Below are 24771 nucleotides of genomic sequence, written 5' to 3'. Positions count from 1 at the left end.
GTAGAATAATCCGTATATAGGCAGCAGGGTTTTGCTATCACTCGTATACTTCTGCATAGAGAGAATCTATAACAGAGGAGTGTACGAGGATGAATAGAATAAAAGGGAGCATCTTTTTTAGTGTATTTGTGGCTATGCTAGGGCTCATGCTTATTGCTCCAATTATGCCGTCCCTTATTCGTGAATTAGGATTAAGGGAAAGCCATTCCGGGTTAATCATATCGCTGGGTTCCATTACCATGGCCTTAATGGCTCCAGTATGGGGAAATCTGAGTGATGCAAAAGGACGCAAACCTGTAATCCTGATTGGGTTCATAGGGATGTGTGTAAGTTGCTTGCTGTTTACGCTTACTCTTTTTGGCGGGTTAAATGGATGGCTTAGCGGGTGGCTGTTATTAGTCCTGCTGATTATTACACGCGGTTTGATAGGCGGGTTTATCCCGGCGGTATTGTCATCTTCCCAAGCCTATATGGGAGATGTGACGGAGGGAGAAGATCGAGGTACTGGGATGGCTATCATTAGCGCAGCCAATGGGCTTGGACTGGTATTTGGGCCCGCTATTGCAGGTGCCTTTACTTTAATAGGGCTGCTGTGGCCCTTATATTTTGGGATCGTGATTGCCGCTGTTGCATTTGTAGTGGCCCTGCTGGCGATTCCGGCTGCCAAACCCGTTATTCAGCAAAAGCCGGCTCGAATTAACCCATTTCAGTCTGGTCTACGGATGTATTTGTTTGCAGGTTTGGTTACGATGATTAGTATTGTGACCATCCAGGTTATAGGCGGATTTTATTTGCAAGATCAATTAGGCCTTTCATCCGAAGAAACAGCAAGAGTCGTTTCCTTTGGGCTCATGTTTTCCGGGGCAGCCATGTTGATTGTACAGATCGTTCAGATGAAATGGCTTAAATGGCAGCCTAAGCCGATGATTTTGCTTGGTTCTCTGTTCCTGATTACGGGAATGGGATTATTTCTGGTGTCAACCAGCTTGATCGTTTACTATGCAGCGTTCTTTATGTTTGGTATAGGTACGGGCTTGCTAATGCCCGGCTTTATGGCTGGTGCTTCTCTGTCTGTCAGTAAAGAACAGCAAGGGGGAGCCGCTGGTTTAGTGGCTGCTGTTCAGGGCATTTCTGCGATCATTGCTCCTATTTTGACGACGACTCTGTATCGGGTGGACAAATATATTCCCTTTGCGTTTATAGCGGTTCTGGTAGCTGTTATGGCCGTCATTCTGTTGGGGGTAAGAAAAGGAAAAAGTGATCAGATCATGTGATCAGCAAATAGGTTTCCCGTAGGCAAACAGCGGGAAGCCTATTTCGCTTGCTCTGTAGTTAAAAAGTCTTAATGTTCCTATTCATCACTGTATAATCCACGCGGGCTCTTTGTCATTATTTTTTCAACGATAGTGATGGGAAAGGCTGGAGATTTTCAGGAACAAAAGGTCTGATGTTTACTCGTACATCTTGGTAAGATCCTTCAGGGAGGAAATAAATTGTAGCATAATTATCGCAAATATAGCCTAAAAGAAACCGCTTCAGACGTATGCTGCCGCTCCGGGCTTTTTGTCATGTATTACGATAACAAGTATTTCTTTTTTGTCCACTTTTTGGTTCATATTCTACCCTTGGATATAGTATTAGTGTCATACCTTACTTTTTATATGGCTTACGTTTTTTGCAGGTAGATTCATGAAGGTATATTTACAGTGAAAAAGTAAGTTTATTACATTGACAAAATCGACAAAAGACTGCTAGAATCGTAAAAACAATTAAACAAAGCAGAATACTATGATATGAGTGAATATCCACCTTTTGGTAGAATCAAGGAGTCGTCGCTTATGTTTCAGCCAGCACATGTTTTGAAATATGCCTCGATTGAGGAAGCCCTCTCCAGTCAGCCCAGAAAATCAGTTGCAAAAATTGACGATACCTACCAGGATGTTCCCGCCATTTTTTTTCTGATTAAAGGTTATGAAGAAGGCCCAACAGTATGGATTCAGGCTGCTCTGCATGGAGATGAATACGATGGAATCGTAGCTTGCATTCATCTAATAGAGCATCTTGATGTGAACTGTTTGAAGGGGAATATTATCGTTTGTCCGATTACCAACCCGAGCGCTTTTCAGGCCGGAACCAATGAAAGTCCGCTGGACGGCGTTAATTTGAACCGGGTGTTTCAGCAGGAACGGACAGACACGTATTCCTATCGTTACGGAGAATGGCTTGCTCAGAAGATCACGTCTTGGGCCCATTTCTTCATTGATCTGCACGGGGGAGGCAAATATCTGGACGTATGCCCGTTTGCTATGGTGGCCAGCGATCAGACTTTGGCCTATGAAGCCGCTTTGGCAGCGTTAAAGGCTGTGAATCTGACGGCTATCTATACGTGTGAATCCCGGGCCAAGGGGATGCTGATCAATGAGGTTTGTAAATATGGAATTCCTGCTGTGCTGCTGGAAAGCGGAGGCGGTTCGCATTGGACAGAGGAAGGGGTTGCCGCACACCAACAGTCTCTGTATGCTATTCTCGCTGAACTGCACATACTGGCGGGTACGCCCGCTTCGGTTGTGGGGAAGGGCGACGCGCACCGTGTTACCAAAATTGAAGAATTAAGGTTTGAAGCTTCCGGTTTACAGAGATTCAGGGCGTCGGCAGGTGACGAGGTCAAGCTTGGCGATCCGCTGATCGAAGTCCTTTCTTTCCCTGAATACGAAACGCACCGGATTATTTGTCCCGTAGATCACGCTGTTATCCTGTCCATTCATACGGCATCGGTCGTTCATCAACACGATTATGCCGTCATGCTGGGGATTATTGAATAGAAATTTATTTTGGGGGTTATACATCATGAAAAAGTCCAAGCTGCTAGTTATTTTGACCCTGTTATCCATCATCGTTGCAGGCTGTTCTACGACCAGTACGACACAACCTGTACAGGATGGGAAGTTGGAAATTACCATCGGGAGAGCGTTTGACATTAACGGGCTTGATCCCGGCTTTCTGACGGAAAATGCGCAAGTTGTAGATAATATTTTTGACACTTTGGTAAAACGGGATGACAAGGAGCAATTGGTTCCCGGTCTGGCTACAAGCTGGAGTCAAGTGAACGACACGACCTGGGAGTTCAAGCTGCGCAAAGGCGTTACGTTTACCAATGGCGAGCCGTTTAATGCGGACGTCGTAAAATATACGATCGACCGGGTGCTGAATCCCAAAAATAACGCTCCGACCGCAAGTTACATTTCGACAATTAAAGAAGTTAAAGTGGTGGACGAATATACTGTTCATGTCATTACGAAAAAAGCGGACCCGTTAGTTCCGACCCGCTTTAACCGCTATCCGACTGAAATGGTTCCTCCGAAGTATGCAGAAGAAGCCGGACAGGAGCAATTTGCTCAAAAACCGGTTGGCACCGGGCCTTACCAATTTGTGAAATGGGATAAAGGCAGCAGCGTCGAGCTGGAAGCCAACAAAAATTACTGGGGCGGCGAGCCTGCGGTGAAAAAGGTGACGTTCCGTTCGATTCCGGAAGCTTCCACACGGGTAAGCGCCCTGCTGAATGGCGAGGTGGACATTATTACCGCAGTTTCGCCTGAGGATCGGGACAAGGTGACTTCTTCCTCCACAGCCAAGCTGTCCACGGTGGAAAGAGCAGGCAATACCGTGTATGTGGGCTTGAAAACGGATAAGGCTCCTTTTAACAATAAAAAGGTCAGACAGGCACTGAACTATGCTATTGATGTAAAATCCATCGTGAAAAATGTATTGAAGGATGCGGCTGTCGAAACGAACAGCCTGATTGGGCCAAAAGATTTCGGATACGCCGGCGAGTTTGATGCTTATGAATATAATCCGGAGAAGGCCAAACAGCTGTTGGCTGAGGCGGGCTATCCTAAAGGGTTCTCTATAACGCTGGATACGGTAAACTGGTACATCAAAAATACGGATGTGGCCCAGGTGATTGCCGAGCAATTGAAGGCTGTTGGTGTGAATGTCAAGGTAAATAACGTGGAAAGCTCGGTTTATCGCACGCTGATTCCATCCGGTAAGCAATCTGATATGTACGTATTGGGCTGGAGCAGCACGAACACGCTGGATGCCGATGCCGCGATCTATGCTATTCTGCGTTCCGGGGAGTCTTACTCCACCTATGCCAATCCGAGTGTGGATGCCAAGCTGGATGAAGCCAGATCGGTAACGGATGAAAACCGCCGCAAGGCTCTGTATAAGGAAATTGAACAGGAAGTACTGGAAGATGCGCCGAGAATTTTCCTGTACCAGGAGAACCAATATTATGGCGTATCCGACCGTTTGAACTGGAATGGACGTGTGGACGGCTCTATGCCGGTATCGACCATCACGGCCAACAACAAGTAAAATATGTTTTGTCAGAACATATGGGAGCTTGAATAGGAGTGTGTTTTGATTGAAACGTTATGTGTTTAGGCGCTTTTTACAATCGCTGCTGGCTGTGCTGGGTGCGGCTACCATCGTATTTTTCATTATTCGTCTATCTGGTGATCCTGCTCGTCTGATGCTGCCGCCGGAGGCCGGCGAGGAGCAGGTAGCCGCGCTGCGGGAGAGCCTGGGATTCAATCAGCCGTTATGGATGCAGTATGTGGACTATATTAAAAATCTGGTAACCGGCGATTTGGGGAACTCCTTATATTATAAGGATTCGGCCTTGAAGCTTGTACTGGAGCGAATGCCTGCGACGGTTGATCTGGCCGTTTCGGCGATTGTGATTGCGATCGTTGTCGGATTGGCAGCAGGAATCATATCTGCCTACAAAAAGAACAGCTTCATTGATTATGTGATCAGCATATGGATTTTTCTCACCCAGTCCTTGCCCGTATTCTGGATCGGTATTGTATTGATCATGATCTTTGCGGTCAATCTGCATTTGCTGCCGACCTCGGGCAACCGGGGGCTGGCATCGCTAATTTTGCCAGCAGTTACGCTGGCGGCTTATCCCATTGCTCCGATTGCCCGGACGATGCGAGCCTCTTTGATCGAGGTTATGAATCAAAGTTATATGACCACCAGTCAGGCGCAGGGATTTTCCAAGCGGCAACGGATACTCCGGCGGGGGCTGAAAAATGCCTTCCTGCCGGTTGTAACCGTCATAAGCCTGGAGTTCGGTGTGATGATCGCAGGAGCGGTTGTGACCGAAACGATCTTTTCCTGGCCGGGTGTGGGACAGCTTATTATACAGGGAGTCAGCAACCGGGACTTTCCGCTGGTGCAAGCCAGTATCCTGGTTGTCAGTATCATTTATATCCTGATCAATTTTATAACCGATTTAATATATCTCTGGATTGATCCGAGAATTAAAGTGCAATAACGAAGAGAGGAAACACAATGAAGAGAAAATCTCTGCTTCGGGGGAACGTTAAGGGAGTAGCCAGCATAACGTCACTTTGTTTTATTTTTGCATTATCGATCTTTGCTCCTTTTTTTGCCCCATTTGATCCCTATAAACAGTCATTGCAAGACATCCTGATCCCGCCGTTTAGTCATTTTAGCTCGCAATCGGGGATCAGCCTGCTGGGGACTGACCAGTTGGGCAGAGATGTACTCAGTCGTCTCTTTTATGGAGGAAGACTCTCCTTATGGATGAGTTTTCTTGCTGTTTTTATCGCTGGTATATTGGGCAGTGTCATTGGCATTATTTCAGGGTATTACGGCGGCAAAGTGGATGCTCTCATGATGCGGCTTGCTGATATTCAAATGTCCATTCCAAGTATGCTAATGGCAATTGTTATGGTTGCGGTTCTCGGGTCAGGCTTGACGAATATCGTTATTGTCCTTTCTATTACGGGATGGGTTACTTTTGCGAGGGTGGTCCGAAGTCAGGTGCTGTCGCTCAAGGAACTGGAGTATGTCGAGGCGGCGAAGGCGATGGGAGTCTCCGACTTTACGGTGATGCGCAGACATATTTTTCCCAACACCTTATTTACAATTGTTACGCAGGCCGCGCTCCAGATGTCCCATATGATCTTGTTGGCGGCATCGCTCAGCTTTCTGGGCCTGGGTGTAGATGTGTCAACCCCGACATGGGGAGGCATGATTAATGATGGCAAAAATTATATCAGCTCCGCATGGTGGCTTTCTACACTGCCGGGTATCGTCATTGCTTTTGTAATCTTGACTATCAATTTATTCAGTGACTGGTTGAGAGACAAGGCCGAAATTTAAAGCTGGAGGGAGGGATTGGATATGGTTATCATTTCCCGCGAACAGATTGTACAAAGCGGTATTACCGATGCAAGGGCGGCACAGCACATCATTGAGCGCACCTTTATACAAAAGGCTGCTGGCAATGCGGCGGGTGCACAGGAAATTGCCATGATTCCGGACAGTCTCGAAGCAGGAGCCTTTTATTCTTTGCCGGCTTATTTAAAAGAGGAAGGTGTGGCAGGCATCAAATGGACCTCGCATGTTCCTAAAGCTTCTGGCAACCAGCCTTACACGCATCCGCTTATTATATTGAATGATTTGCAGACAGGCGTACCTGAAGCTTTGCTGGAAGGCGAGCTGGTCAGCGGATTAAGGACGGCAGCGGTGTCGGCGACAGCCATCAAATACTTGGCCGACCCCATGGCAACGTCTCTGCTTATCTGCGGTTCGGGGTTTCAGGCGAAGCATCAGTTGAAGGGTGTACTACCCTTTTTGCCTCATTTGAAAGAAGTACACATATGGAGCCGGAATGCTGCACATGCGGATCAAATGAACCGGGATGTGGCGGATTTGCTCCAAGACCTGAATATAATCGGCCGTGTGCATAAGGAACTGCCCGGCTGTTTGGATTTTGCCCAGATTATCATTGGCGCCACTTCTGCGGCCACCCCTTATTTGCATTCCCACCATTTTGTTAATGGACATTTATATTTGCACATTGGGATGCGGGATATTGATTCCCCGGCGGTTGCACAATTCGATGGAATTATCTGTGATGACTTTCGCGGAGGGGTCATGACGAGCAGTCAGTCGCTTTTCCGGTTGGCCAGAGAGGACGATGGGCTGGAGCGTAAAGTAACGCTGCTGGAAGATATTTTGTTGAAAAAGGCGGCGCTCAGGCAAAATGCCGGACAAAAGCTAATGTTCAACGGATTTGGCTTGTCCATATTCGATCTGGCTCTGGCTCAGGCCGCATTGAAGCAGTTGCAAGCGCAGGAGCATTCTGCCTTGCCGACATTCCCTTTGTTCAAGGAGATACACCATGGCGGGAAATAAAATCGTTGAAGTAAAACATTTACAAATTGATTTTGAAAAAAATCAACAAGTGACCTCCGTTTTTTCCAGCTTGTCCTTTGACATCTATGAGGGAGAAATGGTTTGTCTGGTAGGCGAGTCCGGCAGCGGTAAAAGTGTAACGGCCAAAGCAATTATGCAGTTGCTGCCGATTCCTACCGTGACATATTCAGGCGGTCAAATCCTGTTTAACGGACAAGATTTGTTGAAGCTGAGCGAGAAGGAAATGGTTAAAATCCGCGGGAAGCAGATGGCGATGGTGTTTCAGGACGCGCTGAGCGCACTGAATCCTGTTTATACCATCGGAACGCAGATAGTTGATGTCATCCGTTTACACGCATCCACTAAAATGGGCAAAAAAGCTGCGCTGGAGCAGGCCAAAGAGCTGCTGCGGCAGGTGGAAATCCGTAACGTGGATGAAGTGGTAAATCAGTATCCGTTTCAACTGTCCGGCGGGATGAGACAGCGGGTTATGATTGCGATGGCCCTGTCCTCCAAGCCGCAGTTATTGCTGGCGGACGAGCCGACAACGGCTTTGGACGTGACCGTTCAGGCTCATATTTTGAAGCTGATCCGCAGGCTGAAGGAGCAGTATGCCATGACCATATTGTTCATTACGCATGATTTGGGCGTTGTCTATGAGATGGCGGACAGGGTCATCGTAATGAAGCAGGGAGAATTGGTGGAGGAAGGAACCAAGACAGACATTTTCTCTGATCCCAAGCATCCCTATACCAAACAACTGTTGAACAGTATGCCGCGAATTTATTTTAAAGACGTGTTGTAAAGACTGTTACAGAAGGAAGTGGAGTCATGAGTCGGCCGATTTTAGAGGTTGCGCATTTGAATAAAAGCTACAGAACGAAAAGCAATACCGATTTTGCTGCGGTAAAGGATGTTTCATTTTCCTTGATGAAAGGGGAAACACTGGGCATTGTTGGGGAGTCGGGCAGTGGGAAAACGACTGTAGCCAAAATGATTGCAGGCATGATTCCTGTGACATCAGGCGATATCTCTCTGGATGGCGAGCGTCTAAGCGGAACGAGGACCCGTTCCAAGGCTACGAAACGGAATATTCAGTATATTTTTCAGGACCCAGTTTCTTCCCTGAATCCGAGATTGCAAATTAAGGATATTTTGGCTGAGCCGTTAAAATTATATTTTAGTCTCACGAAGCAGGAAATAAACACCCGCATTGATGGTCTGTTGAATGATGTCGGATTGCCAAATGCGTACAGGGAGCGTTATCCCAAGGAATTGTCCGGGGGACAGTGCCAACGTGTCGGTATTGCCCGTGCGCTGGCGGCTGAGCCAACGATTATAGTCTGTGATGAGCCGACCTCTGCCCTGGATATGACAATTCAATCTCAAATTTTGGAGCTGTTAAAAGACTTGCAGCAGAAATGGGGCATTTCCTATCTGTTCATCGCGCACGGGCTGGAGGTTGTTTATAGCATTTCCAATCGGGTCATGGTGATGAAGCAGGGGGAGGTCGTGGAGTTTGGGGCGACAGACGAGATTTTCAACCGTCCCGAGCATGCTTATACTCAGTCTTTGATCAACGCTATTCCGCAAATACAAATCCCGTATTTTAATTAATATTTTGAAGGAGGAGTTACCTATGAGCATTGTACCTTTACTGCAGGTGGAGGATATGTCCCCGGAAGCCAAAGACTTTTATGAGGAAAGAACCAAGAACGGAAGAGTCACCAATATGGTGAAGACTTTACTGTATTCGATGCCGTCCTTTCGTGCGATGGAATTTTACCCGGTTCGAAACGAATTGCAAAAAATTATCGGAAGCCGGGCCATTTACTTTTACTGCTATGCCATTTCCACGGAAAATGACTGCCTGGTTTGTTCCACCTATCATGCCAAGCTGCTTAGAGATTTGAATCTTACTTTTGAACAATTTGAATTTACAGAGATTGAAAAAATATTGATCGATTATGGCAGGGGTTTGGTTAATAATCCCAACCATATCGAAGACCGGATTTATGAAGATTTGAAGCGTCATTTTTCCAATGAGGAAATTGTGCTGATTACAACAGTCGGGTGCAAAATGATCGCTTCCAATATTTTTAACGAAGCGATGAAAGTGGACCTAGATGAGTATTTATTTGAAGTTGAATTTGACAAAAATATTCTCCCGACCAAGTCGTAACCAAATAAATGAATATTTCAAAAAGATCCTTTGTCCTGTTGGATAAAGGATCTTTTTGCATCATACATACATTAATCTGATAACACAGTATCGCTACACTGTGGTGACGTCAGTTATGTGACATTATTTTTTTGCTGAATTCAAATATTAAAGTTACATATGATGTAACTTTAGTGCTTAAACGACAAAATTCGTCATTATTTTTAGTTATTCAGGACGTGGTTCCTTCTCCTGTTCCTTAGTACAATTAATCAAAATAACAAGTGATGATAAAAAAGATGACAAAAAAGAAAACAAGGGAATAAGAACAAGGGGGGGCAGGCTGTGGCCGTTTACACACTACGCAGATTAATACAGATGATTCCGGCACTGCTTGGTATTATCGTCATTACATTCATTATCTCGAGAGTGCTTCCGGGTGATCCTGCCGTGATGCTTGCGGGGGAACAGGCTACACCTGAGACAATTGAAAATATTCGCAGTAGCATGGGACTGGATCAACCGAAGTACATTCAATTTTTTCATTATGTAGTTGGATTGTTTCAAGGTGATCTGGGTCAGGCTTATCACACCGGGCAATCAGTGGCGAGTGATTTTGCTACCCGGTTTCCGGCAACCATCGAGCTGGCGCTGGCAAGCTTGGTTATTGCGATCCTGGTGGCAATCCCGATTGGGATTTTGGCCGCAACCCGAAAAGAATCCATTGTTGACCACATTTCACGTGTGTTTTCTTTGATCGGTGCATGTATGCCGATCTTCTGGATTGGACTGTTGTTCATTTATATTTTTTATGCCAAATGGGGCATTGCTCCTGCGCCAATGGGCCGAATCAGCGGTGACATCAATCCACCAACAAACATTACGGGACTTTATGTAATCGATAGTTTGATGACTGGTGATTTTGTAGCTTTAAAAAGCAGTTTATCCCATTTAGTCCTGCCAGCAATCTGCCTCAGCACAGGTACGATGGCGATTGTGGCACGGATGATGCGTTCCAGCATGTTGGAAGTCATCGGGCAGGATTTTGTCCGAACGGCCAGAGCCAAAGGTCTGCGTGAGGGAGTAGTCATTTACAAGCACGCTCTGATTAACGCTTTTATTCCGACACTTACCGTACTTGGCTTGCAGGTCGGCTATCTGATTGGTGGGGCGGTTATAACGGAAACCATTTTTACCTGGCCGGGAGTCGGCAGTTATGTGACGGATTCCATTTTGGCCGCTGATTACGCGCCCATTCAAGCTTTTACCTTAGTGAGTGCGTTGATTTACAGCTTTATCAACCTTGGAGTCGACCTGGTTTACGGATTAATTGATCCGCGTATCCGGTACGAATAATGACACGAAGCAAAAAAGTAAGGGGAGGTACTCGGATGAGCACTGCAAGTGATTTGGTAGCAAAAGCGGCTGTACCTCAGCTCAATGCAGCCGCTATACCGAAAAGAAAGACCTTTTGGCGATTGTTGTTTAGCAACAAGCTCGCTTTAATCGGATTCATCTTTATTGTGGGATGGACGCTGATCGCGATCCTCTCATCATGGATCGTACCACATGATCCTTACGTAACCGACCCGGCTAACAAGCTGTTGCCGCCAAGTGCAGAACACTGGTTTGGGACCGATAATTACGGACGTGACATTCTCAGCCGTGTTATTTATGGAGCGAGAATCAGCATATGGACCGGGATGATCGCCGTGTCGATCTCATTTATCATCGGCGTACCGCTTGGAGCCATCGCTGGCTTCTACGGCGGTCGAATGGGCAGCATTATTATGCGCTGCATGGATATTCTGCTTGCTTTCCCATCGCTGGTACTGGCTATGGCGATCGCTGCGGCCATGGGACCAGGACTGATGAGCGCACTTATCGCCGTGGGGATTGTAGGCATACCCGAATTCGCCAGACTGATTCACGGACAAACCATTTCTCTGCGGGAAAAGGAGTTTGTTGAGGCCAGCCGGGCCATTGGTGTAACGAACGGAACGATCCTGTTTCGCCACATTCTACCCAATGCGCTTGCTCCACTGCTTGTGAATGCAACGCTGGGGATGGGCTTTGCCATCCTGACCTCTGCCAGTCTCAGCTTCCTCGGTCTTGGCGTCAAACCCCCGATTGCCGAGTGGGGCGCGATGATTTCAGAAGGGCGGGCATATATCATTTCCGGTGAGTGGTGGATTGTGACCTTCCCGGGTCTTGGAATTGCGACAGCTATTTTGGGTTTCAATTTGCTTGGAGACGGTTTGCGGGATGTGCTTGATCCCAGACTGCGCTCTAGCAAATAAAAATAAATAGATCACCAAAGGGGAGAACGTAAGCTATGTTGAAAAAAGGTCTTTCTCTAATTGTCGTCTTGTCTACGTTGCTTTGGACGGCAGGCTGCGCAAGCAATGCCAACAGCCCGTCCGCTTCATCCGGCGAGAAGGGTGCAGAAGCTTCAGCCCCGCCAAAGGCGATTACGCTTGCCTACTCGGAGGGAGGGTCGACCATGGACCCTGCTGAAGCAAGTGATCTTACATCGGACACCCTTGTGCTTGCGCTCTATGATCAGCTTGTGACCTACGGCAAAAAATCTACGGACAGTGGTGAAGTCGCAGACACGGAAGCAATCAAGCCCATGCTGGCTGAGAAATGGGATGTTTCCGCTGATAACATGACCTATACAATGCATCTGCGTAAAGACGTTAAATTCCAAAGCGGCAACCCGCTGACCGCCAATTCTGTGCTGTATTCCTTGGAGCGGCTTAAAAATTCCGATTCCGGTAGCTTCCTTTATGGTATGAGCTCTATCAAAACCGCTACAGCGCCGGATGAGCACACCGTTGTCATTACATTGTCCCAGCCTAATCATATGTTCCTGCAAATTCTGTCTTTGTATAACTTTTCTATCGTGGATGACGTGCTTGTCAAAGAGAAGGGCGATGGCGAGTATTTGAAAACACATGCGGCAGGCTCCGGTCCGTTCAAGCTTGAAAAATGGGACCCTGCGACAGAAGCCGTCTTTAATGCCAATGCCAGCTACTGGCAAGGTGCGCCAAATCTGAGTAAAGTAACGATGAAGTTTACCAAGGAAGCCTCCAACCGTGTACTCCTGCTGGATAAAGGCGATGTCGATATGGCGATTGAAATTCCTGCAAAGGACGTTGCGAAGCTTGAAACCAACGCTGATCTGAAGGTTCAATCCAACGCAAGTAACCGGATTCTGTATTTCGCCATGAACAACAAAGTAAAACCTTTTAATGATCCAAAAGTACGTCAAGCGATCTCTTATGCCATTCCTTACGACCAATTAATCGACGATGTCATGTATGGTCAAGCGAAGCAAATGAAGAGTTCCGTAGCGAGCAACACACCGGGCTACACCGATGCGGGCTACAGCTATAAGCATGATCTGAACAAAGCGAAACAGCTGCTTACCGAAGCGGGTTACCCTAATGGGTTTAATTTCGATCTGACACTGGGTTCGGGCTTCCAGGACTGGGCGGATGACGCCGTGTTGATTCAAGCTGAACTTGCCAAAATCGGCGTGAAAATGAACGTTGTCAACGTTGCCCGTGCACAGTTCCTTGAACAACAACGAGAAGGCAACCTGACAGCATACATCTCCAAATGGACCTCCTTCGTCAATGACCCGGGTTACCATCTTGGATTCCTGATGTACAGCAGTGGTTCCTCGAACTATATCCATTACGCTAATCCAGAAGTGGATAAGCTGTGGGAGCAAGCAGGCAAAGAGCAAGATGAAAATAAACGAAAAGAACTGTATGGCAAAGCACAAGAACTTATCAATCAAGATTCGCCTTGGGCGTACCTGTATGAATACAATCGGGTTGTTGGCATGGGCAAAGACGTCACTGGATATGTTTACTACCCGGATGAAGTGATCCGATTCTATTCATTGAAAAAAGAGTAGGTTGTTTATCTTACCTGGATGCCTTCGGTTTCTTACAGCCGAAGGCTATCATTTTACACCTGAAGTATGAAGCTGATCTGTATGGAAAGTAAGGGTTCAGTTAGCGATATGGAAAACGTGAAAGGGTTGAATGGAAATGACAGATTGGAAAACGTTAGTTCTTGATGAAATAGAAAAACGGCAGGATGAACTGCTTGAGCTTTGCTCGCGGTTAATTCAGTTTCCCTCGGAAAATCCTCCAGGTGATTCACGTGAAATCAGCCAGTTTATTATGGACTACCTTAAAGAAGCGGGGATTGAAACAACTGTACATGAATCCGGGCCAAATATGTGGAATCTTATTTCCGACTATGGAACTGAATCCGTAGATGGAAAAAAACTGATCTTCTGCGGACATACGGATGTTGTTCCGGCCGGGGATCGCACTCGCTGGGATTTTGACCCGTTTTGTGGCGAAATCCGTGACGGATATTTGCTGGGCCGCGGCGCTTCGGACATGAAGGCGGGCTTGGGTGGATTGATTTTTACAGTGGCGCTGTTATCCAAACTCGGTGTACCACTTGAGGGCGCATTGTCGCTGCTGGTTGTTCCAGACGAAGAAACCGGGGGCCATCTTGGGGTACCTTGGGTGCTGGAAAGAAAACTGATTGAAGGAACGGCTGCTGTAATTGCAGAGCCTTCGGGCCCGCAAAATCCGACGATCGGTCAAAAAGGAAGCTGCTGGTTTGAGTTTACCGTTGAAGGTACGCCGGGTCACGGCAGTCTGCAACCGATCGCAGGTGAAAGTGCTATTTTGAAAGCAGCCAGAGGAATTGAAGCCCTGCAACAACTGTGGGATATCAAACCGGACATTCCGGAAGAAGTCAAAGAGATCATTGAAATTTCCAAGCGTTATGTAAGCGAACGGGAAAACCCGGCTTATGGGCAAGCCTTTGACCATGTAACAGTGAACATCGGTACGATCCAGGGGGGCACCAAAGTCAATGTGGTTGCCGACCGTTGTACGGTACAAGTGGATTCCCGCGTTCCTTTTGGTGTAGACCACCGGGATGTACTGGCTAGAGCGAAAGAATTACTTGCTAGTGTAGACATTCACGTTGAACCCAAGCAGTTCGGGTTTTTCGGTAATGCCAACTGGACTCCGCCAACCGAACCGATTGTGTATGATCTTGTGGATTCCATCGCTGAGGTTAGCGGTAAAGAAGCCTATGGCGTGTTGCAGTGGGCAACCAGTGATGCACGTGCATTCCGCAAATATAATATTCCGGTATTGCAATATGGACCTGCCGACCTGGGAACCATCCACAACTTCAACGAAAGAGCTCCGGTATGGCAGATCATTCAATCCGCGAAAGTATACGCCTTGACGGCGCTTAAATATCTGAAAACTACAAAAACAGAAGCTTAAGGGGAGCTGGACGTATGATGAAACAAGTTTACGAGGTATATGATCTTTTGGATAGCCCGTCCGCCAGCGGGACGGAAGTAAAAGCTTATTTGGAACAACTGGGTCAAGCGGACATCAGCGTCACAACTGTTCAGGGTGAAAAAGGCTCTACAGATTTTATCAAAGTGGTTATTGCTGGGAAAAACGGCCGTATTCGCGGTGGCAATTGCCCAACTCTGGGTGTAATTGGTCGTCTTGGCGGACTTGGAGCACGTCCGGAAATGATCGGATTTGTATCTGATGGCGATGGCGCGGCAGCAGCGATTTCAACAGCAGCCAAGCTTTTGACTATGCAGTCCAAAGGTGATGTGCTGGACGGCGACGTGATTATCTGTACGCACATTTGTCCGGATGCACCTACCCAGCCGCATGATCCGGTTCCATTTATGGATTCGCCAGTAGATATTTTGACTATGAACCAGTATGAAGTGACTCCCGAGATGGAAGCCATTCTGTCGATTGATACCACAAAAGGGAATCGTGTCATCAACCATAAAGGTATTGCTATTTCCCCTACCGTACGCGAGGGCTACGTGTTGCGGATCAGCGAAGACCTTGTCGATATTGTGCAGACCGTAACCGGCGAACCGTGTGTTACTTTTGCCGTGACCACACAGGATATCACACCTTATGGCAACGATCTGTATCATATCAACAGCATTTTGCAGCCAGCGGTAGCAACATCGGCTCCGGTTGTGGGTGTAGCGATTACCGCAGCCGCCCCCGTACCAGGCAGTGCAACGGGTGCAAGCCACGAAGGCGATATTGCGCTGGCAGCCAAAGTGGCTGTCGAAGCAGCCAAGGCCTATGGACGCGGACAATGCTCTTTTCATTCGGAAAAAGAATTTCAACATATCACCAAGCTGTACGGAGACATGAAGCATTTGCAAACGATGGGCAAGTCCGAATAGGCTCGTTCCTTTTAGATAAAAACGTGAAGATACATTGTGGACAAGGAGGGGGAAGAGGACATGGCACAATTGCTTGAAGTAACCAATCTCCGCACAGAGTTCAAGACTGCGGCGGGTACCATCCGGGCAGTGGACGGCGTCGATCTGTCGGTTGGCAAAGGGGAAACACTCGGGATTGTTGGGGAATCCGGGTGTGGCAAAAGCATCACTTCCCTTTCCATTATGCAGCTTCTCCCCAAAGGGCTTGGGAAAGTAGCTGCTGGTGAAGTGCGGTTTAACGGCGAAAACATACTGGATTACTCAGAACGGAAAATGCGTTCAATTCGAGGCAATGAGATGGCTATGATTTTCCAGGAGCCTATGACTTCGCTGAATCCCGTGTTCAAAATCGGTAAACAAATTGCCGAATCTGCCAGATACCATCACGGTGTAAGTAAACATAAAGCCAAGGACATGGCAGTGGAAATGCTGATTAAAGTTGGCATCCCACGCCCAGAGAAAGTAGCCGTTTCTTATCCGCATGAGCTCTCGGGAGGGATGCGCCAGCGGGTTATGATTGCAATGGCAATGGTCTGCAATCCGAAGCTGCTGATCGCGGATGAGCCGACCACGGCACTCGACGTGACCATTCAGGCGCAAATCCTTGATTTGATGCGTGACCTGCAAAAGTCCGAAGGAACTTCCATTCTGATGATTACCCATGACCTTGGCGTTGTAGCCGAAATGTGTGATCGGGTAGTTATTATGTACGCCGGGCAGGTGGTGGAAGAGACGGATGTCAAAACGCTTTTTAAAGATCCCAAGCATCCGTATACACAAAGTCTGTTAGCATCATTGCCGCAATTGAATAGTGATCAGGAGCGTCTGGCTTCTATTCCGGGCCAGGTTCCCAACCCGCTCGATATGCCAAAAGGCTGCCGTTTTGCACCACGCTGTCAGTTTGCCAAAGAAATTTGCCTTGCAGAGGCCCCGGAGCTTGTGGAAGTGGAAGCTGGGCACAAAAGCCGCTGCTTGCTACAGCAGGAGGGATATCATGAGTACACTGCTTGAAATACGTAACCTGAAAAAACACTATCCGATCAAAAAGGGACTTTTTTCCAAAGAAGTGGGAGCAGTCAAAGCGGTGGATGGTATAACGCTGTCGGTACAGCAGGGCGAAACTCTGGCCATTGTGGGGGAATCTGGCTGTGGCAAATCTACAACAGGTCGGGCAATCCTCAGACTGATCGAGCCGACGGATGGAGAAGTTCTGTTTAACGGTACGGATATACGGAAGCTAAATAACGAGCAACTGCGCAAATTCAGAACGGATATGCAGATGGTGTTTCAGGACCCCTTTGCTTCACTTGATCCAAGATGGACGGTGCAGCAGGTGCTGGAAGAACCGCTCATCACCCATGAAAAGTTGAGCAAAGCACAGCTCAAGGAGCGTGTAGAAAACCTGCTCGAAGTGGTCGGATTGTCCCCTTATCACGCTCATCGTTACCCGCATGAGTTTTCGGGCGGTCAACGTCAGCGGATCGGGATTGCAAGGGCACTGGCGCTCAATCCCAAATTTATCGTTTGTGACGAGCCGGTCTCAGCGCTCGATGTGTCCATTCAGGCGCAGGTGCTCAACCTGATGAAGGACTTGCAAAAACAGTACGACCTGACGTATATGTTTATTTCCCATGATCTGTCGGTCGTCAAATTTATTAGCGATCGCGTTGGTGTGATGTACCTGGGCAAGCTGGTCGAACTCGCACCGACCAAAGAAATGTTCAAGGAGCCGCTGCATCCTTATACGAAGGCGTTGATGTCTGCGGTACCTGTAGCCGATCCGGAAGCGGAACGGGACCGGATTGTACTCAAAGGCGATGTGCCGAGCCCGGAAAATCCGCCCAGCGGCTGCGCGTTTCACAACCGCTGCCCGGCAGCCATGGACATTTGCAGCAAAGTACAGCCAATCTTTGCCGAAGCTGCACCAGGTCGGCAGGTCGCCTGCCACTTGTACCCGACCTCCACGCCGGAACAAGCGATAGCCGGACAGGCATAAGCTAGCTAAAAAAAAATACTTTATAGTAAAATTCAAGCCTGAATTCGCCCCAAACGGATTCAGGCTTTTTTAATGAGCGCTGCTCTGAAAACATACATATTTTTCTAATAGATCCATTTTAAGATTCGATATATGAGGTGGAATTTCAACACCTGTAAATCAAGCATATAACATGCATGGATACAACATTGACGTATAATCGATGGAAGCGTTTTAATTTAAGTATAGAAATACAAAAGAAGACCTCAGGGAGGACATAAGAATGTTAAAAGTGAAAGCGCTTAGATGCGAGCATTTAAATAATCCGATTGGACTTGGTTGTAAAAAGCCGCGACTCAGTTGGCAGATTGAATCTGACAAAATGTATGTTTCACAAAAACGGTTCCAATTGCAAGTATCTGTTAATCTCACTTTTGAACCGCTGATCTGGAATCATTTTTCCTATTCGGATCAATCCATTTTGTTTCCATATGAAGGCCCTCCACTGGAATCAGGACAAAGATATTATTATCGGGTAAAAGTGTGGGCTCAGGGAGCGGGTGACACAGAAGCAGAAGAATCGGAATGGAGTGAGTCCGGCTTTTGGGAGATGGCGTTGCTCCATGAGCAGGACTGGAAAGCACAATGGATCACGGTGAAGGAGCGGAACATAAATGAAGAGTTTCAGACGCGCGCTCCTTTTGCCACTTCCAAGTGTTTTTCAGTTGAGGGAAAAGTGAAAAAAGCAGTCATTTATGCTACAAGCCTGGGTCTGTATGAACTGGAGTTAAATGGACAAAGAGTGGGCGATGCTTACTTTACCCCAGGATGGACGGATTATAACGATCGTGTCCAGGTGCAAGCGTATGACGTGACTTCTGCCATTCAAGAACAAAATAACCGAATCACAGCAACGGTGGGAGAAGGCTGGTATAGCGGTTATCTGGGCTGGCAGAAGCGCAAGGACACCTACGGGGACACGAATGCATTGCTACTACAAATGGAGATTAGTTATGAAGATGACCGTTCTGAACTCATTTGCTCTGATTCTTCTTGGGAGGAAACGAGCTGTGCCATTTTAATGTCGGATATTTATAACGGCGAAATCTATGATGCCAGACTTGAGCAGCGGACACCCGAACATAGCTCTTTAACGGAACGGAAAATGATGCAGGTCGTCCCGTTCCCATTAAGTCATCTGGTTGCTCAGGAGAATGAGCCTGTCCGTGTGATGAACCGATTGAAGCCTGTTGAGCTCATTCGAACCCCTAAAGGCGAGCTTGTGCTTAACTTGGGTCAAAATATGGTAGGATGGCTGGAATTTAAAGTTGAAGCGCCCGAAGGTACGGTTTTGAAGCTGGTTCATGGTGAAGTGCTAGACCAGCAAGAGAACTTTTACAGGGATAACATTCGTGATGCAGCTCAGCAGATTACGTACATTTGCAGTGGGAAGGGGAAGGAGATATTTCGGCCACATTTCACTTTTCAAGGCTTTCAATATGTAAAGCTTGAGGGCTTTCCGGATGGCGTTACAATTGAAGATTTTACGGGCGTTGTTCTGCATTCGGATATGGAGAATATCGGGGTGTTTGAGACATCCGATCCAAAGCTCAATCAATTACAGCACAATATTGTGTGGGGGCAAAAGGGGAATTTCCTGGATGTGCCAACCGATTGCCCGCAGCGCGATGAGCGATTAGGCTGGACCGGTGATGCACAGATTTTTGCCAGAACGGCCAGCTTCAATATGAATGCGGTTTCCTTTTTCCGAAAGTGGCTGAAGGATTTGGCTTATAACCAGCTGGAGAATGGGGCAGTGCCTTTTGTAGTGCCGGATGTCCTCAAAGGAACCTTTGCCGATAATATGGACAAAACGACGGCAGCATGGGGAGACGCGGCGGTTATATGTCCGTGGACCATGTATCAATGCTATGGGGATAAGCAAATTTTAGCTCAGCAGTATGACAGTATGAAAGCATGGGTGGATTACATCCGCGCCCAGGGGAACGAAGAATATCTTTGGGATACCGGCTTGCAGCTTGGAGACTGGCTGGCGCTGGACAGTGAAGAAGGAAGTTATTTTGGGGCGACCGACGGAACGCTGGTGGCAACTGCTTACTTTGCATATTCGACTCATATTTTGGCGCAGACGGCCAAACTGCTTAATCGTTATACCGATTACAACACATATAAAAGCTTACATGAGGGGATTAAAACTGCTTTTGCGAACCGCTACTTCGATGACGCTGGCCAACTGACCTCCAATACTCAGACTGCACAGATTGTTGCTCTGCACTTTGGATTGGTGCCGGACAAGTATAAAAAGCAAGTGATCCAGGAGCTCGTACGGCTTATAGAAAAAAATGATATGCATCTGGATACCGGCTTTGTGGGCACACCCTACCTATGCCTGGTTTTATCCGACAATGGCTATACGGATGTAGCTTATAAGATTTTATTTCAAAATGATTATCCTTCATGGCTCTATCAGGTTGAACGGGGGGCAACGACCATGTGGGAGCATTGGGACAGCATCAAAGTGGACGGCTCGTTCTGGAGTACAGATATGAACTCGTTCAATCACTATTCATACGGTTCAGTTGGAGACTTTATGTACCAAAATATTGCCGGAATCGATGTGGTTGAAGCGGGTTATAAAAAATCACGATTAGCTCCTAAACCGCCTGCTAATCTTACTTCGGCCCACGGGAAACTGGAAACGCCATATGGTGCGCTGGAAGTCCATTGGGAAATCGTGAATGAAGAAATGCAGATGACGGTTCGCGTTCCGCATAATGCGACGGCTGTGATTACACTTCCGGGAGTTATGGAGCCGGATGCATTACAGCAGACCATTGCAACGCAATATCCGTCGATTCAGAATCCGCCTGTTTATATACCACAGGAGCTGGCTGGGAGAATGGGGATTGCAGGTGAACAGGAGATTTTCCAAAGGAGCGGAGATCATGAAATTACGTTTACGGTCGGTTCAGGGAAGTACGTCTTCCAGTACAGATACTGCCAGACTACCCAAGTTCCTGCACATACAACCAGAGGCTAAATAACATAGACTAGAGGTGAGAGTAACTTGATGAATATAAAAAACAAAGTATTGTTTAAAACAGCGTTGCTGTCCATTTCGTTAGTACTGACATCAGCGAGTGCCATTTCGGCTATCATACCGATGATGCTGAATCAATTATCAGGGGTTTCTGGTTCTTTGATTGAAAGTGTAGTTACTATTCCATCCTTCACGATGATGCTGTTTGTGCTGTTGAGTGGTCCGATCTCTTCCCGATTGGGCAAAAAAAATACAGTCATGCTAGGACTTTTGCTCGTGGTCCTCGGCGGAATCCTTCCTATGTTCACTACTAACATTACATGGATTCTCGCGTTGCGACTGGTATTAGGTGCAGGTCTCGGGATGTTCAATTCGCTGGCTGTTAGCTTAATTAGTGATTTTTTTGAAGGGGACGAACGTGCCCAATTAGTAGGCTTTCAAAGCGCCGTTCAAGGGCTTGGAAGCAGCTTAGCTACTTTTGTGGCAGGACAGCTTGCCTTAATCGACTGGAAGTTTGCCTTTTTATGCTATGCTATCACCATTCCTGTTGCGCTGTTATTCTTTTTTATCATTCCCGAACCAGAGCGTGTGGAGCCTACAGCGGAGCGTTCAACAGGAACGGACCACAAGAGCGGCGGAGTATCCATACCTGTACTTGGATTAGGAGCTGCACTTTTCCTGTTTATGACCTTTATCATGATTGTGTATACTAAAACAGGTATTATGATTGCTGAAAAGAATATGCCTAATCCTGGTTTTTTAGGAACCGCGTTAACGCTGTTCTCCTTGGCAACTATGATTGCAGGCTTCTTGTTTGGTAAAATATATAAATGGTTTAGAAATTACGCACCCTTTATCTCCAGTCTATTAACAGCAACAGGTTTTGTAATGCTGTGGTTTGCTCAGAATGTTACCATGGTTACTGTTGCCATGCTTATCATTGGCTTTAGCTTTGCGCTGTTTATTCCTTATATCTTTACCATACTAACTAAAATCGTGCCTAAAGGCAGTGAGACGATATCTATTTCGATTGCAATGGTAGGCTCCAATTTGGGAGCGTTTGCTTCACCTTATATCATCAAGTTAGTTGGCATGTTGTTTGGAAATGAAACCGCCTCATTTTCCTTCCTCGTTTCTGCGGTTGTGTTTATAATTGCTGCACTCATCTGTTTGGGAATCGCTATTAAAGAAAGAGGAAGCAAAGCTCATGCTGTAGTCCATAGTTAATGGGAGTCATCAGGTACAGGTAGTTTTTTCAACGGGCGGAGAACCGCCCGTTTTTCCATCATATAATGAAGGAGGAGTCAGTGTTTATGAACCTTCATGAGTTGGACCAGTTGTTGAGAACCAAAACGGAAATCGAACTTTTACAACAACAAAACCATCAAGTTATTAATGATCTCTCCGAAGAATCGGAGGACGAACGATACTATGATATAAATCAGAATATGTATCGTATGCCCGCTTTGTTTTTCTTTGGAGAACATGATATTTATATTAGCAAGCACAATAGATTTGCTCCGATGCTGGAGCACATGCATGAATTTATTGAATTAAACTATGTTTATTCAGGTAAGTGCAATCAAATCATAGCAGGCAAAGAAATTCAGCTTTGTGAAGGCCAAGTGTGTGTCCTGGATAAGGATGTGCCGCACAGCATCGCTCCTTTGGGAGAAGACGATATCCTTATTAATATCTTGCTGCAAAGAGAAACGATTTCTTCTCTGTTCTTACAACGGTTATCCAAGAAAAAAAGTCTGATTGGCGAATTTCTCGCCAACTCTGTCCTCCAGCATCAACACCATAATCACTTTATTATTTTTGAGTCGCAATATAATGAAAACCTTCAATATACACTGCGCAGAATCTTAATCGAATATTTTTCAAGGTATGAGGATTCGATGGAATTAGTCAAGGCTTACTTGCAAATTATTTTTGGAGAATTGGTCCGTGTATTGGAAAGCGAACATAATATTCATTTAAACCAGCAGGAAAATAATATTACATCTATTCTGAATTACATGGAAGAGCATTATCAGCATTTAAGTCTGCAACAGCTATCTAATCATTTTAATTACAATAGTACGTATTTAAGTAATAAGTTAAAAAAGGTAACCGGTCTTACTTACACTCAGCTTATTGCCAATATTAAACTTAATGCAGCCTATTCTCTGGTTGTGAACACCAACCTGCCGTTCGAAATGATATTTAAGCAAGTCGGATATAACAGCATGAGTTTTTTCTATAAAAAATTTAAAATGGCTTATGGCGCTACCCCGCAAAATATCCGAAACAAGCAGTTGAGGAAATGAAGGATATCCAAGGATCATGTAAACGCTATGACCATTATATGGTGTAATAGACGTCCAATTTTAATTGGGCGTCTATATGTTATAATAGCTGCAAATTCATAAGCACAAGGCTGATGAAATGATAGGTTGCTGGATACCTTTATTTCCGGCAAAAGGGAGGATACATCCTTGGAAGCGATACTAAGACGGCACTGGCCGGAGTGGAACGGAACGTTGCAGAAACGAACCGGGGGTTGGAATAATACGACGTATTTTGTTAAGGGTGGTAGGCGAAGCGGAGTGCTGCGCGTCTACGATACACACAGGGATAGGGACAAAATTGAATTTGAGCATGCGGTTTTGCAGGTGCTAAGTATGCATTCTCTATCATTCAGGGTACCGATGCCAATTCGAACGGTAATGGGAGAGACACTCGCTCAGTTCGAGAAGGAAAGCGGCAAATATGTCTGTCTGTTCGACTACATAGAAGGCAAATCACCACTGGAGAAGGAATCAAGCTTTGCCTATTCTTTTGGCGAGGTCACGGGTGAATTATCTGTTGTGCTTGCGACATTCAATCTTGATATGGCTCCAGTATACCGACCGTATTACGCCTTGCAGCAATCCTACCCATTGTGTAACCAGGAGATAGTTCGAGAGATTTGCCTACATCCGCCAGAGCCCCTAAAAGCTTTGCATGACGAGCTGCGATGGATAGGAAAAGTATATGATGAGATTACAGATTCGCTTCATGCATTGGAAGAGTTGCCGCATCAGCTTGTACATGGGGACTTGAACGCTTCCAATTTGTTGGTAAAGGATAACGATCATAGCCAAGTGGCTGCACTGCTTGATTTTGAGTTTTGTACGTTAGACGTTCGGGTCATGGAACCAGCGGTCATTTTATCAGGATTGTTGGGTCAACCGGAGGAGACGAGAGCAGTTCGGGATTTTTGCCGGGGCTTCAGCCGCCGAGTTCATCTGTCCCAAACCGAGATTGATGCTTTACCTGTATTGATGCAGCTCAGGAAGGTAGATGTATTTCTTCATTTTTTGAGCCGCTTTCTAGAAGGAACGGATCAGCCACATGTGTTACAAGAGCAGGTCAAGCAGATCGCTGCCGACTTGCTGCAACTGTCTACCCGAAGTAGCTGGATTCAGGAGGAGTTGATCCTCGCAGGAATGGCGTATGAATGAACTTTATCGCAAGATGAGGAGGAGATTGGCAGACACTCGTTCATATGCGGAAAAGAAACCATCCGAGTGGTTGTATCCAAAGCTTGAGATCACAGCAATTGTAAAAGGATACGACGAGCTGAATCAGTGGGTGATTTTGGATCAAACACAGGTTTTCAAAAATCAGTTCGCGGGTTGAAAGTGGATAAGGGGAATGAACATGCATACTTTAACGGTTGATCAAAGTGAACCCTTTTCCAAAGTCTTCTCCATACTACGATCAATACATACCTCTCAATCCTGTTGGCTGGAATTTTCCCCGGGGTGAATTTCCGGACAGCTATATCCATTTTTTGAATACTCTAACGGCGGGGAGTTTCAAAATGGAGAACGTTATTTTCAGTTTTTCGATACCGAAGATTTGAGAGAAATGAATCTTGCTTACGAGCTGCCGGAGTATATGCCGAATGCCATGTCGTTTGGGGTATGACGATTGCAGACATGCTGCAAATTCTTTCATTGAGCTGTGTACAGAAACATGGGAAC

At 46.5% G+C, this 24771-nt stretch carries 21 protein-coding genes; all 21 read left to right on the top strand.

The annotated features are described in order from the left end of the window. The first annotated feature begins 89 nt into the window (after window positions 1–89). The 21 genes from ABH897_RS23170 (at window position 90) to ABH897_RS23070 (ending at window position 24424) form a co-directional block, all read left to right on the top strand. Window positions 90–1274, top strand: coding sequence for an MFS transporter (locus ABH897_RS23170; protein ID WP_404592786.1), 1185 nt, complete (start codon window positions 90–92; stop codon window positions 1272–1274). A 564-nt stretch (window positions 1275–1838) separates the two neighbouring features. Next, window positions 1839–2822 carry a M14 family metallopeptidase gene (locus ABH897_RS23165; protein WP_404592785.1) on the top strand — a complete coding sequence of 328 codons (984 nt, stop codon included), beginning with the start codon at window positions 1839–1841 and terminating at the stop codon, window positions 2820–2822. Between the two features lie 25 nt (window positions 2823–2847). Then, a complete protein-coding gene (locus ABH897_RS23160) occupies window positions 2848–4377 on the top strand; it encodes an ABC transporter substrate-binding protein (protein ID WP_404592784.1) in 1530 nt (509 codons plus the stop codon). 49 nt (window positions 4378–4426) lie between these two features. After that, window positions 4427–5344: an ABC transporter permease gene (locus tag ABH897_RS23155; RefSeq protein ID WP_283652713.1), complete on the top strand. Its 918-nt coding sequence runs from the start codon at window positions 4427–4429 to the stop codon at window positions 5342–5344. Between the two features lie 17 nt (window positions 5345–5361). Beyond that, the gene (locus ABH897_RS23150) at window positions 5362–6198 is read left to right on the top strand and encodes an ABC transporter permease (RefSeq protein WP_283652712.1); all 837 of its coding nucleotides are present in this window, start codon (window positions 5362–5364) and stop codon (window positions 6196–6198) included. A 21-nt stretch (window positions 6199–6219) separates the two neighbouring features. Continuing rightward, window positions 6220–7236: a hypothetical protein gene (locus ABH897_RS23145; RefSeq protein WP_404592783.1), complete on the top strand. Its 1017-nt coding sequence runs from the start codon at window positions 6220–6222 to the stop codon at window positions 7234–7236. Further along, window positions 7223–8041, top strand: coding sequence for an ABC transporter ATP-binding protein (locus ABH897_RS23140; protein ID WP_404592782.1), 819 nt, complete (start codon window positions 7223–7225; stop codon window positions 8039–8041). Before ABH897_RS23145 ends, ABH897_RS23140 begins: the two co-directional genes overlap by 14 nt. Before the next feature lie 26 nt (window positions 8042–8067). Then, window positions 8068–8853, top strand: a complete 786-nt coding sequence (locus ABH897_RS23135) for an ABC transporter ATP-binding protein (protein ID WP_404592781.1) — start codon at window positions 8068–8070, stop codon at window positions 8851–8853. A 22-nt stretch (window positions 8854–8875) separates the two neighbouring features. Further along, complete coding sequence (locus ABH897_RS23130; protein WP_404592780.1) at window positions 8876–9418, top strand: carboxymuconolactone decarboxylase family protein; 543 nt, start codon at window positions 8876–8878, stop codon at window positions 9416–9418. A 324-nt stretch (window positions 9419–9742) separates the two neighbouring features. After that, complete coding sequence (locus tag ABH897_RS23125; protein ID WP_283652707.1) at window positions 9743–10753, top strand: ABC transporter permease; 1011 nt, start codon at window positions 9743–9745, stop codon at window positions 10751–10753. A gap of 35 nt (window positions 10754–10788) precedes the next feature. Further along, entirely contained in the window at window positions 10789–11697 is a 909-nt protein-coding gene (locus tag ABH897_RS23120) for an ABC transporter permease (RefSeq protein ID WP_404592779.1), read from the top strand. Window positions 11698–11732: 35 nt separating this feature from the next. After that, window positions 11733–13325 (top strand): ABC transporter substrate-binding protein, encoded by a 1593-nt coding sequence (locus ABH897_RS23115; protein WP_404592778.1) that lies wholly within the window; start codon window positions 11733–11735, stop codon window positions 13323–13325. Window positions 13326–13461: 136 nt separating this feature from the next. After that, window positions 13462–14733 carry a M20 family metallopeptidase gene (locus tag ABH897_RS23110; RefSeq protein ID WP_404580621.1) on the top strand — a complete coding sequence of 424 codons (1272 nt, stop codon included), beginning with the start codon at window positions 13462–13464 and terminating at the stop codon, window positions 14731–14733. Between the two features lie 14 nt (window positions 14734–14747). Next, window positions 14748–15683 (top strand): DUF1177 domain-containing protein, encoded by a 936-nt coding sequence (locus ABH897_RS23105; protein ID WP_283652703.1) that lies wholly within the window; start codon window positions 14748–14750, stop codon window positions 15681–15683. A 60-nt stretch (window positions 15684–15743) separates the two neighbouring features. Next, window positions 15744–16733, top strand: a complete 990-nt coding sequence (locus ABH897_RS23100) for an ABC transporter ATP-binding protein (RefSeq protein WP_283652702.1) — start codon at window positions 15744–15746, stop codon at window positions 16731–16733. Next, the gene (locus tag ABH897_RS23095; RefSeq protein ID WP_283652701.1) at window positions 16717–17718 is read left to right on the top strand and encodes an ABC transporter ATP-binding protein; all 1002 of its coding nucleotides are present in this window, start codon (window positions 16717–16719) and stop codon (window positions 17716–17718) included. The genes ABH897_RS23100 and ABH897_RS23095 overlap by 17 nt, the downstream gene beginning before the upstream one ends. A gap of 262 nt (window positions 17719–17980) precedes the next feature. Further along, window positions 17981–20758 (top strand): family 78 glycoside hydrolase catalytic domain, encoded by a 2778-nt coding sequence (locus ABH897_RS23090; protein ID WP_404592777.1) that lies wholly within the window; start codon window positions 17981–17983, stop codon window positions 20756–20758. A gap of 30 nt (window positions 20759–20788) precedes the next feature. After that, window positions 20789–21985, top strand: a complete 1197-nt coding sequence (locus ABH897_RS23085) for an MFS transporter (RefSeq protein WP_404592801.1) — start codon at window positions 20789–20791, stop codon at window positions 21983–21985. 86 nt (window positions 21986–22071) lie between these two features. Further along, the gene (locus ABH897_RS23080; RefSeq protein WP_404521204.1) at window positions 22072–23070 is read left to right on the top strand and encodes an AraC family transcriptional regulator; all 999 of its coding nucleotides are present in this window, start codon (window positions 22072–22074) and stop codon (window positions 23068–23070) included. A 168-nt stretch (window positions 23071–23238) separates the two neighbouring features. Further along, window positions 23239–24246: a phosphotransferase gene (locus tag ABH897_RS23075; RefSeq protein WP_404592776.1), complete on the top strand. Its 1008-nt coding sequence runs from the start codon at window positions 23239–23241 to the stop codon at window positions 24244–24246. Window positions 24247–24271: 25 nt separating this feature from the next. Then, entirely contained in the window at window positions 24272–24424 is a 153-nt protein-coding gene (locus ABH897_RS23070; protein ID WP_404521208.1) for a hypothetical protein, read from the top strand. Window positions 24425–24771 lie beyond the last annotated feature (347 nt).

Source organism: Paenibacillus sp. RC73 (genome assembly GCF_044908085.1).
Classification (GTDB): domain Bacteria; phylum Bacillota; class Bacilli; order Paenibacillales; family Paenibacillaceae; genus Paenibacillus; species Paenibacillus terrae_A.
This window is presented reverse-complemented; position numbering and strand designations above follow the sequence as displayed.